Consider the following 12541-nt stretch of genomic DNA (forward strand, 5'->3'; position numbering starts at 1 on the left):
TTCATCTTTTATGAATAAAGCGAGCGTGAAAAATGGATCGATTGCGCGCCTTTGAAGTGTTCGTGACGGTGGTAAGTCGCGGCAGTTTCACTCGTGCAGCGGATGCCCTCGACACCTCGCCTGCAAACGTGACCCGCTATGTCAACGAACTTGAGTCGCACCTCGGCACCCGCTTACTGAATCGTAGTTCACGCAAACTCTCACTCACTGAAAGTGGCGAAGCGCTCTTTGAGCGGAGCAAATCCATCCTCGACGAGGTAGCGGAAACCGAGGCGCTGGTCTCATCCAGTTCGCTGCAGCCACGCGGCCGGCTGCGGATCAATGCGCCGCTGAGCTTCGGCATTCTGCACCTGGCCCCACTGTGGCCGGAGTTCATGCAGAAGTACCCCGACGTGGAACTCGATGTGGCCTTGATCGATCGGGTTGTTGATCTTGTCGAGGATGGCTACGACATGGCCATCCGCATCTCCCGCGTCGGTACGACCAGCCACGCGGCGCGCAAACTGGCGACCTCGCAAAATATTCTGTGCGCCTCGCCTGAATACCTGAAACGTCACGGCCACCCCCAGACCCCGGCTGACCTGCGCGAGCATGCCTGCGTTTGCTACACCTACTCGGGCGATGAGTGGCACTTCAACGACGATCACGGCAAGGCCCATAGCGTGAAAGTGACTGGCCAGATGCACAGCAATAATGGCGATACTGCTCGGGCCGCGGCACTGGCTGGGCGTGGGGTGATCTGGCAACCGACCTTCCTGATCGGTGACGACCTGCGCTCGGGGCGGCTTGTACCGCTACTGCCGGGCTATCGCTTACCGGAAATCGACGTATTGGCCATGTACCCAAGCCGTCGTCACCTGAGCGCCAAGGTTCGGGTGATGGTGGACTTCCTGGTCGAGGCGTTCAGCGGCGTGCCGCCTTGGGATCGATAAGCGCTGTTTCGAATCAATAACCTCATTTCACTACTCGATCCAGGCTCGGTAAAACCATTGGTTGACCTGAGTCAAACCACGTTCTAGACGCTTGGATAGCCTTGGCAAAGCGCTCATACGCAATTGAGCGGCACGCTAAGGAACACGTTAAATGGACTACCTAGCTTGGCAAGACGACCTGAACACCGGCATTCAAGTCATCGACGATCAGCACAAGCGCATCGTCTTCATGATCAACCTGCTGATTCGGACCCAGGAGCCTGGGCACAGTCGTGATGAAGTGGGCAATGTGCTGAATGAACTGGTGGATTACACCCTGTCGCATTTTGCCTTCGAAGAATCGCTGATGGAGGAAGCAGGTTACGAATTCACACGCCCGCACAAGCATGTCCATAAAATCTTCATTGCCCGGGTGAAAGACTTCAGCCTGCGCTTCAAGGCTGGCGAAGACATTACCCAGGAACTGATCGGCTTGTTGTCGCGCTGGCTGTTTAACCATATCCGCAACGACGATTCCAACTATGTGCAGTCGGTGAAGGACAACATGAATGTACTGGTCAGTGATAAGCAGGCCGGTGGCTGGTTCTCGCGCTCGATCAAGAAGTTTTTCAACTAGGTCGGGCTTTAATGCAGGATAAAAAAGCCGGCGCAAGGCCGATTTTTTTTACAGCAAGCCGCAATCTGTTGCGAAATGGCATCTCACTTGACCACTCGATTGCACGACACCAGACCACCCGCTTGTATTGGAGCCGACCACTCTATCGGGATGGCAGAGTGGATTACCAGCAGAAGGTTGCGGCGTCGATGTCAGAATGCGGGCACTCTAGTTCAGTACTGACAGCCGGTCTGATGCAAATCCTGAGCACCTGAATGCACACCCCAACTCACAGAGAGACTCAGTGAGTTGGGGTGTGCATTCAGACTCAACGACTAGGTAGGTTTCCACCTGCAGCACTCTTGCAGTGAACAACAATAGGCCCATCACCTGACGGGCCCATTGTCCATCGCATGATTTACTGCCAGTTCACTGCGATCACTGAGGCAAGCGCTGACTGATAATTGCCCGGCAAGGTTGTCTGCCCGGCCGCAGGCGGCGCGAACGACGCCATGGCATCGACCAAACTCTGTACCTGGCTATCGAGTAAGATCTTGCTATCCGCGGTTTTGAACTGCTCAACATGGCAATCGTTACCGAGATACCAGTCCTTGATCGTTAACTTGTCGGGTGTACCGATGACACTGACTTCAAGGTTGTTGGTATCGGACATTTTACGGAACCACACCTGATCAGTGGCAATGCCCTCCAGGAACTGGGCAATATCGGTGTTACCTGTCGCGGAATCACTCTCCACGACTGTATCGGTGCCATGACCGCGCCCCAGAATATAAGTGTCGTTACCCGTCCCCCCCACCAGAGCATCAGTGCCACCCTGACCATCCAAGGTATCGTCACCCGAACCACCAACGATCGTGTTGGCGAGCGCGTTACCGGTGCCCGAGAAGTTGCCGCTAGCGCCGTAATACAGGCCTTCGACGTTGGCACCCAGCGTATAGCTCGCGAGCGAGGTCCAGACTGAATCCGTGCCTGCGGCGGCGAGCTCAATCACAACGTCCCCGAGCTCGGTGACTTCATAGACATCGTCGCCGGTACCGCCGACCATCGTGTCGGCACCTCCGCCACCGATGATGACATCGTTACCAGCGTCACCGTTGAGTGTGTCATTGCCGCCCAATCCCTTCAGCACATCGTTGGTGTCCCCTCCCATGAGGGTGTCGTTACTGTCGCTGCCTGTAACTTCCCATACCGCCCAGGCTGAAAGCTGATCACGGCTCCACTGGGTGCCATCGGCAAACTCTACGCGGCTCAACCGGTGGTAGTTGGTGTAGCCATAAGAGGCGGTGAACCAGTTGCCGATACTGATCTGATCCTGGCCGTTGCGGTGTTGAAGCACCAGGCTGCTGCCATCTCGGCGGACCTCGATGTCGGCAGCCGAAATACCTGCCCCGAACTTCAGGACATCGGTGTTCCACATGGCTTCGACATCGACAATGGTGTCTCGCCCGTCGCCCAGATTGAACAAGTAAATATCGCTGCCGGTGTGACCATAGAGGGTGTCGATGCCTGCCCCTCCGGTGATGGTGTCATTGCCCAGTCCACCATCGAGGATGTCGTTGCCCTGCCCGCCATCCAGACCATCATCGCCCGCTCCACCCGATAGATTGTCATCGCCATTGCCACCGAAGAGGGTGTCGTTGCCAGCCAGACCGTTGAGGCTGTCGTTGCCGCCCAACCCCTTCAGCACATCATTGGTGTCACCCCCGACGAGGGTGTCGTTGCCATTACTGGCTGAAAGATGATCGCGGCTCCACTGGGTGCCATCGGCAAACTCTACGCGGCTCAACCGGTGGTAGTTGGTGTAGCCATAAGAGGCGGTGAACCAGTTGCCGATACTGATCTGATCCTGGCCGTTGCGATGTTGAAGCACCAGGCTGCTGCCATCTCGGCTGACCTGGATGTCGGCAGCCGAAATACCTGCCCCGAACTTCAGGACATCGGTGTTCCACATGGCTTCGACATCGACAATGGTGTCTCGCCCGTCGCCCAGATTGAACAAGTAAGTATCGCTGCCGGTGTGACCGTATAGGGTGTCATTACCTGCCCCACCGATGAGGGTGTCGTTCCCGTCGGCGCCGCTGAGCACGTTATCGCCCCGATTACCGATGAGCACATTGTCGAGGCCGTTACCCTGACCGTTGATGTCCTCGCCCCACAGCTTCAATGGCTCGATCGTATAGATCGCATAGCCACTGGCGACGTTGGCTACTTGGCGGAACTTGTCGAGGCTCACGTAGCGGGTCATGTCGCTGACCTTCTGCCGCCCCGAGTCGGCAATATAGAAGCCCATCAGCTCACCGACAGCCTCACTGTAGGCCGCCCCCGTTACTGTGACGACATGGTTCACGGCGCCGCCGCCCACGTAGGCCGGGTCGTCCCACAGCGTCCCTGCATTGACCGCGAGGATGACGCCGCGCCCGCTGCGAATCAGGTTAGCCACACCTTGCTCGTTGTAACCGGACAGCAATTCGTTGCGAATTCCATAGCTGTCCAGGATCGCCCGTTGCTGGACGAAGTTCGAGCCGCCTCGCTCATACGCCGGCTTGTCCGGGCTCGTCACGGCCCAATTGTTGTCGATTGCCACCTGCACCACCTCTGCTTCGGTGGTAGGTCGGTCAGCCTGGGTGAGCAGGTTGGCAATCGCCGTCAACGCGCAGGTGCCTTGGAACTCTGGAATGGCATCGCCCTGCATGTAGTCCAGTTCGTTCATCTTCGGATAGCCGTAGACGAGGATGGCCTCCCCATCCACCAAGCCTCTTTCGGCTTTGGAAAAGTCCAGCAGTATTAGATTTTCCACGTTGTCGGCAAGCGTATGGCTGATGCTGCTTTGCACTGTGTCGACCCCTTCGCCAGTCCGCTCGATGGTCTGGTCGCCCAGGTTGTCAACATAATAAGTGTCGTCACCAGCCCCCCGATCATGGTGTCCTTGCCGGTCACGCCGTCGAGGATATTGTTGCGGCTGTTGCCAATCAGCTTGTTATCCTGGGCATTGCCGGTGGCATGGATATCAAGCCCTTCGACCAAGCGAAGCTCTTCAATATTGGCATTCAGAAGATAGTTGGAGCTACTGACAACGGTGTCGTAGCCAGCGCCAGTGTGCTCAAGAATGCTGTCATTCACGCTGTTGACGATGTAAATATCGTCCCCAGTGCCGCCCTCCATAAGATCTGCACCCGCGCCACCGTCAAGATAGTCATTCCCGACGCCCCCCAGCAGGGTGTCGTTGCCCGCCCCACCATACAACCAGTCGTTGTCGCTTTCGCCGACAGCGAGACTTTGCTTGCTCTCGTTGGTGGCGGTGAACCCCACCAGAATGTCATTGCCTTCGCCGCCGTAGAGTACGTCGTCGCCGACCTGCCCAAAGAGCTTGTCGTCGCCTTCCCCGCCAAACAACAGGTCGGCGCCCGAGCCACCTTGCAATTCATCGGCACCCGTTTCCCCAAATACAGTGTCGTCGCCCAGCCCACCCAGCAACAGGTCATTCCCCACACCGCCGTACAAGCTGTCGTTGTCGCTTTCTCCGTAGGCGAGGCTTTGCTTGGCCTCATTTTCTGCGGTGAATCCTACTAGGATATCGTCACCGCCTCCCCCCCACAGGGTGTCGTTGCCAGTCTGGCCGAACAGCCGATCGTTGCCACTTTCGCCTAGCAGCAGGTCGTTGCCGTCGTTACCCTGAATCTCGTCGTTTCCAGCGCCGCCGAACAGTGTGTCGCTGCCTTCGTTACCGACGAGCACGTCATTGTCATCGCCGCCGTCGAGTAAGTCGTCACCAAGACCACCGTACAGGTTGTCGTTACCGGCACCTGCGAAAAGCCTGTCATTGTCGCTTTCACCGGCGAAGAGGGTTTGCTTGGCCTCGTTGGAAGCGGTGAATCCCATCAACTGGTCATTGCCGGCACCGCCCCATAAGATGTCGTTGCCGGTTTGGCCGAAGAGCTTGTCGTCGCCCGCCTCGCCCAAGAGCACATCGTTGCCATCACCACCTTGGAGTTCGTCGACTCCATTGCCGCCGAAGAGCGTATCGTTACCGGCCTCACCCAGCAGCAAATCACCGTCGTCGCCACCATCCAGGTAATCGTTGCCCACCCCGCCAACGATAGTGTCGGCGCCACTGCCACCGCAAAGGCTGTCATCGTCACCCTGGCCGCTGAGCGCATCGGCACCATCCGCGCCGTTGATCACGTCGCTGCCTGCCCCACCGAACAGCCTATCGTTGCCCACGCCGCCATCTAGATAGTCGGCACCGTCATGCCCTTGTAGTTCGTCGTCGCCTTCTTCGCCGTAGAGCTTGTCGTTACCGGCATACCCCAATAGCAGGTCGTTGCCGGTGCCACCCCAGATACGGTCGTCGCGCACGCTGCCACCGACCGTATCGTCGCCACCCCCACCAAGGAAGTTGACCAGCAGAGAGCTGTTGAAATAGTTGTAACTGGCGTAGTAGTTGGAATCGAAGGCGTCGTTCCCGTCAGTACCGGTTAGGTAGGTTTGGTTCTTGTAGTTGATCTTGACCTGCGTAGGTGCCCAAGGAATGACACCGCCATTGACAAGCTCAAAAAATATGTCGGTATCGCGCAGGGTTCGATAGTTGCTGGCCGGGACGGCTTCAGTCCGGTCAGTGCGAACCGGCTGGCCGGTGCTTTCGCCTGGCTTGACGGGAGCGGTCACCGGGGTAGCGGCAACTCGGCTGTTACCGCGGGTATAAAAGTCGTAGTCAGTGGAATTGATTTGCGTGAGGCCTGCTTGAGCAAGGCCCTGGAGTTCACCGGCATCCATGAGGCCGTTTTCGTTGAGATCAGCCCAAGCGCTGATGTTACCCAGTTCGCTGCCACTCAGTTTGCCGTCATGGTCGGCATCGAGCCCGCCCAAAGCCGGCGTCGTCAAGCTGTGCTGAGCGCCGTCGAGCAGGACGAGGGTTTTGCTGGCGATGGACAAGGCGGCATCGGCCGCCGGGGTGCGGGTTTCGTAGAAAGCGCCAATGGGAGTGTAGCGCAGGCCTTCAACGTTAAGACCGAAGTTGAAAGAACTGGAGCCGGACGTTTGGGAGTTATTAAAGTTGTTAAGCAGCGTGCCGGAAGCCCACTTGGTGAAATCGTTGTATAAGCCCTGGCCTATCCGGCCTTGGCTGTAGAGATCTCTGATTTGATGATCGCCGCTCAGGATGCTTTGCAAGGTTGAATCGTAGCTCAGCTTAAAAAAGTCCCTTGCCCCATCTGGACTAGGACTTACAATACCAAGTATTTGTTTTATTTTAATTACATTATCCAAGTAAACCAGCCCACCACTATCACCGCCACCTGACCCAGGAAAATACTGGGGGAAACCCTCTAAAAATGTATCAATTTTTTCAGCCGAGTTCGCACGACCATTATTGTAATAGGTAATAAGAATCGCATCTTTTGTGTCTTGGCCGTAAGTACTCCAGGCCAGCGCTGTTTTATCCCTATAAAATTCGCTCCCCTCCTTCAGCATTAGCCCAGAAAATTTCAACGACACGTCGCTGTTTTTATTAGCGAGATCCCTGACCAATCTTCCGTAGTCGGAAGCATAGCTTTTTAATTGTAATGGATCACCCACAAAATCATTAACGTAACTACTCAGCAGCTTAATCGCGGTGTGGATCTTGATATTTCCAGGGCCAACGTCGTTTAACACGACATTTTGCGCCTTTATAACTAGCTTCCCTATCAATGACGCCGAAACAACATCCTTAAGTATCTGCGGATTTGCCTCAACCTCATTAAAGTTTTCGAGTATTGTTACGTGATCAAGTAGTGAGATAATGTCCCCTTGAAGCTCATCAGCGGGGCCGGTTGCCTCATATTCCTCTCCTATTGCTCCGAGAATGCCTTGCGCAGTTACATCACGCAGACCAAGAGCATTGGCAACTGCAACTGCCTTATCAGATATTGAGCCTAAATAATTGAACGTCTCTTTACTGAAAGCCATGTCAATCTCCTTACTTATAGATTCACTTTCCCGACCATCCAAAAACTATCAACAGCATGAACAACACATGTAAGGTCAGCGAAGCTACCGATATCCAAAATCCGACTGACCTCAAATACGTACCAGGCCAGAGCTTCCCAGCAAGGTCACAGGCGCAACCAACCCACCCTAATTGCGCCAAAGCAGAAAGAGCAATCACCACGACCATTAGATTGATCGACCCCGATACAGCTCCACCGGCCATAAGCAATACAAAACAAAGCAACGCAATCGGAAGATTCAGACACCAAATAACAATCGTTTTCCAAGCTAACAGCCTAAGACTCACATTCATGGTCAAGGCAACTAAGAACAGAGCCAATATTGGTAAATAAGCATATTCGCCATACTCCAGAATTGCTTTATATAGACTCATTTCAACCCCATTAGAACTTCCATTGCTCATCATCAAAGATAGTTCACAGGGCGGGTGAAACCCGCCAAATAAAAACAACACAACAGTCTCAGCCAGCCATTAGTTTTTTACCGCCCATACCCAAACTAGAAACTTACCCCCACCCACATCAACAACTTAACAACCGAATAAGCAACCTAAAGAAAGACTTCACTCCCTACCTGCTCAATCGTATATTTCTTCACATACCCCATAGCTTCATATGCGCCATTCAGACTAAATCTGACGACCTTGAACAAACCTGAATCCATTGGCATTGCAAAACCGACAAGCCCTTCTTGCTTCAACACTTCATGAATTTTGCTTTGATCATCTAGCACTAGCTCATGACTTCCCGCACTATTTCTACATGATGTCTGAATAGTGATAGCAGACACACTAGAACCAACCAACATCGGATAGCTCATGCCGACCTCACACGTAAAATCTACCGACAATACATGCACGCACTTCCGTTCCCCGACAAAACAACGAAGACCGATATAATTTCCGTCATTATTACGAGTTAACGCGACAAGATCAGAACCCTCTGCTGCGCGTATCACAGCCCAATCTCCAAAAACCTTGATCGGCTCCACTGCAAACGCCAGTGAAGAAAACGCTAAAAATACAACAGCAGCAATCAACCTATTCATGACTCGATCCTTAGACACTAAAACAAAACAACCTCATCACTCAAACAACCAACTTCAAAATCATTAATTATTACAAAATCCCACCACCCAAAATGGTCTCTATTTTTTCTAATAAATATTAATCAACGCTCTCTAATGCTCTCACTTGTATATGTCTTAAGCGGGCTCAAGAAGTAATCAATGACCTTGCGCTTATCGGTCTTCACTTCCGCCCTTACCGCCATCCCCGGCGACAGTGCGATTTGTTTGTCGCCCACGCGAATAGTGTTTTCCTTTAGCTGGATGCGAGTGCTGTACAGCAATCCGCGCTTTTCGTCCTCGATGGCGTCGTTGGAGATGCTGATGACCGTGCCATCTACCACGCCGTATTTGGTGAAGGTGAAGGTCTCGACCTTGATCTCGACTGCCTGGCCGGAGCGAACGAAGCCGATGTCCTTGTTCTCCAGCATGGCTTCCACTTCCACCGGCTGATCGGTGGGCACTATGACCATCAGGGGCTGAGCTTCGGTGACCACGCCGCCGTCGGTGTGAATGGCCAGTTGCTGCACGGTGCCGTCCACCGGGGTGGTGAGGCGCGTCAGGCGGTTGCGCTGTTCGGCCTTCTTCAGCTCCTGTACCAGAGCGGCGGCACGCTGATCGGACTCATGCTGTAGATCGAGCATGGCGCGGCGGGCCTGGGCGAGGATGCTGTTTTGCCGGCGCTCGGCTTCTTTTTTCGCGGCCAGCAGCTCCAGCACGCGGGCTTGCTGCACCAGCAGTTCGCGCTCTTGGTTCATGCGCGCCTGTTCCTTTTCCAGCCAGGAATGCTTGCCGACGATGGCCTTGTCTAGCAGCCGCTTGTAGTCAGCCGATAACTGCCGGGCGATAGGCAGACTGTCTTTCAGCGAGGCCACCGTGGCTCTGGCGGCCTGAATCTCTGCGGCCTGCTGTTCGATCTCGGCATCGACCTGATCCAGGCTGCTGCGCAGTTCCAGGTATTGGCCCTGCACCCAGCGCTGCGCGGCGTGCTGCTGCTCGGGGCTGGCTTGCGGGATCGAGCTGGCGAGTGAGGCCGGTTCGCCGCTGTTCTGGATCGCCTCGAGCAAGGCGTTGGCCCGGGCGCTATCGACCTGCGCCGCCAGCAGGTCGCTGTTCAGACGCTCGACATCGGCGCCGGTGATCTGCGCATCCAGCTCCACCAACAGCTCGCCGGCTTTGACCTGTTGCCCGTCATAGACGTGGATGGCCTTGACCACCGCCACTTCGCTGGGCTGGATGATCTTGGTCTTGCCACTGGGGACGATCTTGCCACTGGCGGTGGCGACCACATCGATCTCGCCGACGCCGGCCCAGAGCAGCGCCAGGGCCGAGAAGGCCATGATGGTCCAGAGGATGTAGCGCGGCGCCGGGTGCACCGGCTGCTCTTGCAGCGCCAAGGCCGCGGGGAGGAATTGCACCTCATGAACCAAGCGCGGTGGCGGATCCATCGCTTTACGTTGCGACCAGGAATTGCGCCAGGCGCTGCGGTAGCGGGTAAGCAGGTCGCGCTTGGCGCTCATGTCGGGCTACCTGGTGAAATTTGCGCTGCCCCGGAGCCCCCTCTCCCGGAGGGAGAGGGGGCGGAATTGTTTTGGCTGATCACTCGGTGTTGGCCTGGTCGATCGTTGTTCGCGAGCAAGCTCGCTCTTACGGGACGGGGGAGGCCGGGCAGATGGAGCTTCGTTTCCCTCACCCCGGCCCTCTCTCGGAGGGAGAGGGCGTTGTTTTGCGTTGTTAGCTGGCTCATGCGGCACCCCCTTGTTGCAGGCGGTGCAGCCGCGAGTAGTGCCCGGCTTGGTGGGCGAGCAGTTCGGCATGGGTGCCTTGCTCGACGATCTGCCCGCGGTCCATCACCACGATGCGGTTGGCATCGCGCACAGCGGACAGGCGGTGGGCAATGATGATCACGGTGCGGCCTTGGCAGATGGTCTGCATGTTGTGCTGGATGATCCGTTCGGACTCGTAGTCCAGCGCACTGGTGGCTTCGTCGAAGATCAGGATGCGCGGGTTGCCGATCAGCGCGCGGGCGATGGCCACCCGCTGGCGTTGCCCGCCCGACAACGAGGCGCCGTGCTCACCAACCAGGGTGTCGTAGCCTTCTGGCAATTCGAGGATGAACTCATGGGCGCCGGCCATCTTGGCCGCCTGGATCACCGCCTCGATCGGCGCGCCCGGATCGGTCAGTGCGATGTTTTCCCGGATGCTGCGGTGGAACAGCATGTTGTCCTGCAGCACCACGCCGATCTGCCGGCGCAACGAAGACACATCGGCCAGGGCCAGGTCCATGCCGTCCACCAGCACCCGGCCCCGCTCGGGGGTATAGAGGCGTTGCAGCAGGCGGGTCAGGGTGCTTTTGCCGGAGCCGGAACGACCAACAATGCCAATCACTTCACCGGCCTGAATGGTCAGGCTGATCGCGCGTAGCACCTCGGAGCCATCCGGGCCGTAGCGAAACTGCACCTGATCGAACTCGATCTGGCCCTTGAGCGGCGGCAAGGCGCTGCGAGTGGCTTGCGACAGCTCGGTACGGGTGTTGAGGATGTCGCCCAGGCGCTGCACCGATACGCCGGTTTGCTGGAAGTTGCTCCACAGCTGGGCCAACCGCATGATCGGCTGCGACACCCGGCCGGCGAGCATGTTGAAGGCGATCAACTGGCCGACCGACAGTTGCCCGTCCATCACCAGCCGCGCCCCCAGCCAGAGGGTGGCCACCGTGACCAGCTTGCCGACCAGCGAGACCGCTTCGTTGGTGATGGAAGACAGGTTCTGCGTCTTGAAACCGGCGGCGACGTAGCCGGCCAGTTGGTTGTCCCACTTGCGGGTGATCTGCGGTTCCACCGCCATGGCCTTGAGGGTGTCGATGCCGTTGACCGTTTCGACCAGGAAGGCCTGGTTCTCCGCGCCACGGCTGAAGCTTTCATTCAGGCGCGCACGCAGCGCCGGGGTGACCAGCAGCGAGATGAGGAAATATAGCGGTAGGGATAAAACCACCACCAGCGTCAGCCAGCCGCTGTAGACGAACATCACGACAATGAACACCACCGAGAACAGCACATCCAACAACAGGGTGATGGCGTTGCCGGTGAGGAAGCTGCGGATGTGTTCCAGCTCGCGCACCCGCGCCACCGAGTCACCGACCCGGCGTGCCTGGAAGTAGGCCAGCGGCAAGGTCACCAGATGGCGGAACAAGCGTGAGCCCAGTTCCACATCGATGCGGCTGGCGGTGTGGGCAAACACATAGGTGCGCAGGCCACTGAGGGCACTTTCAAACAGCATGATGCCGAGCAGGCCGACGGCGATCACGTCCAGGGTGGTGAGGCCGCGATGGACCAGCACCTTGTCCATCACCACCTGGAAGAACAGTGGCGTCAGCAGCGCAAAGATCTGCAGCACGAAGGACACCAGCAACACTTCGCCAAGTAGCTTGCGGTATTTGACGATGGCCGGGATGAACCAGGTGAAGTCGAATCGGCTCAGTTCACCAGCGAGGCTGGCTTCGGAGCGGATCAGGATCAGCTCACCGGCCCAGCGCGCTTGCAGCTCGTCGAAGCTTAATATCTCTGGTCGCTGGGCCAGTGGGTCGTGGATCAGGGCTTTGCCATCATCCAGGCGGGCGATGATGAAGAAGCTCCCGTCTGGGCTGGCCGCGATGGCTGGCAATGGGGTGTCGATCAGGCGCTCAACCTTGCTGCGCACGAACTTGGCTTTTAACCCGAGCTGCTTCGACGCGAGCAGCAACTCGGCTTTGGCAAACTGCCGACCGTCTGCGACATATTCGTGCGCGAGCTGCTCAGGCGAGGCGGCCACATTGTGAAAGCGCGCAAGCATGACCAAACAGGCAAGGCCGGTGTCGACCTCAGCTTGAACAGCCGGTCCTTGGTGTTCGTCTGACATCTGCATTCCTTGGCAGAGACTCAACCCACGCTGGGAGGGCTCCCGC

Annotated in this window: 8 protein-coding genes; 2 read left to right on the forward strand and 6 right to left on the reverse strand. The window is 56.8% G+C overall.

Features of this window, described 5'->3' with window-relative positions; translation table 11 throughout:
* The first annotated feature begins 32 nt into the window (after positions 1 to 32).
* Positions 33 to 932 (forward strand): LysR family transcriptional regulator, encoded by a 900-nt coding sequence (locus tag D3879_RS09580; protein ID WP_119954004.1) that lies wholly within the window; start codon positions 33 to 35, stop codon positions 930 to 932.
* Between the two features lie 151 nt (positions 933 to 1083).
* Positions 1084 to 1548, forward strand: a complete 465-nt coding sequence (locus tag D3879_RS09585; protein WP_119954006.1) for a bacteriohemerythrin — start codon at positions 1084 to 1086, stop codon at positions 1546 to 1548.
* A 397-nt stretch (positions 1549 to 1945) separates the two neighbouring features.
* On the opposite strand, the gene D3879_RS27460 is transcribed toward D3879_RS09585, so the two are convergent.
* From D3879_RS27460 to D3879_RS09635, 6 genes are all read right to left on the reverse strand, one after another.
* A complete protein-coding gene (locus tag D3879_RS27460; RefSeq protein ID WP_218567816.1) occupies positions 1946 to 4381 on the reverse strand; it encodes a calcium-binding protein in 2436 nt (811 codons plus the stop codon).
* Positions 4333 to 7494, reverse strand: coding sequence for a calcium-binding protein (locus tag D3879_RS09615; RefSeq protein ID WP_218567817.1), 3162 nt, complete (start codon positions 7492 to 7494; stop codon positions 4333 to 4335). The genes D3879_RS27460 and D3879_RS09615 overlap by 49 nt, the downstream gene beginning before the upstream one ends.
* A gap of 22 nt (positions 7495 to 7516) precedes the next feature.
* Complete coding sequence (locus tag D3879_RS09620; RefSeq protein ID WP_119954008.1) at positions 7517 to 7909, reverse strand: hypothetical protein; 393 nt, start codon at positions 7907 to 7909, stop codon at positions 7517 to 7519.
* A gap of 176 nt (positions 7910 to 8085) precedes the next feature.
* A complete protein-coding gene (locus D3879_RS09625; RefSeq protein ID WP_119954011.1) occupies positions 8086 to 8583 on the reverse strand; it encodes a hypothetical protein in 498 nt (165 codons plus the stop codon).
* 122 nt (positions 8584 to 8705) lie between these two features.
* Positions 8706 to 10121 (reverse strand): HlyD family type I secretion periplasmic adaptor subunit, encoded by a 1416-nt coding sequence (locus tag D3879_RS09630; protein WP_119954013.1) that lies wholly within the window; start codon positions 10119 to 10121, stop codon positions 8706 to 8708.
* Positions 10122 to 10344: 223 nt separating this feature from the next.
* On the reverse strand, positions 10345 to 12495 hold the full coding sequence (locus D3879_RS09635; protein ID WP_119954016.1) for a type I secretion system permease/ATPase: 2151 nt from the start codon (positions 12493 to 12495) through the stop codon (positions 10345 to 10347).
* Positions 12496 to 12541 lie beyond the last annotated feature (46 nt).

Origin of the sequence: Pseudomonas cavernicola, from assembly GCF_003596405.1 — a bacterium.
Lineage (GTDB): Bacteria > Pseudomonadota > Gammaproteobacteria > Pseudomonadales > Pseudomonadaceae > Aquipseudomonas > Aquipseudomonas cavernicola.

What these genes read in the sequence shown, in the direction of transcription:
- D3879_RS09615 (WP_218567817.1), bottom strand. Translation starts at nt 7,494, where the DNA reads ATGGCTTTCAGTAAAGAGACGTTCAATTATTTAGGCTCAATATCTGAT.
- D3879_RS09635 (WP_119954016.1), bottom strand. Translation starts at nt 12,495, where the DNA reads ATGTCAGACGAACACCAAGGACCGGCTGTTCAAGCTGAGGTCGACACC.
- D3879_RS09630 (WP_119954013.1), bottom strand. Translation starts at nt 10,121, where the DNA reads ATGAGCGCCAAGCGCGACCTGCTTACCCGCTACCGCAGCGCCTGGCGC.
- D3879_RS09585 (WP_119954006.1), top strand. Translation starts at nt 1,084, where the DNA reads ATGGACTACCTAGCTTGGCAAGACGACCTGAACACCGGCATTCAAGTC.
- D3879_RS09620 (WP_119954008.1), bottom strand. Translation starts at nt 7,909, where the DNA reads ATGAGTCTATATAAAGCAATTCTGGAGTATGGCGAATATGCTTATTTA.
- D3879_RS09625 (WP_119954011.1), bottom strand. Translation starts at nt 8,583, where the DNA reads ATGAATAGGTTGATTGCTGCTGTTGTATTTTTAGCGTTTTCTTCACTG.
- D3879_RS09580 (WP_119954004.1), top strand. Translation starts at nt 33, where the DNA reads ATGGATCGATTGCGCGCCTTTGAAGTGTTCGTGACGGTGGTAAGTCGC.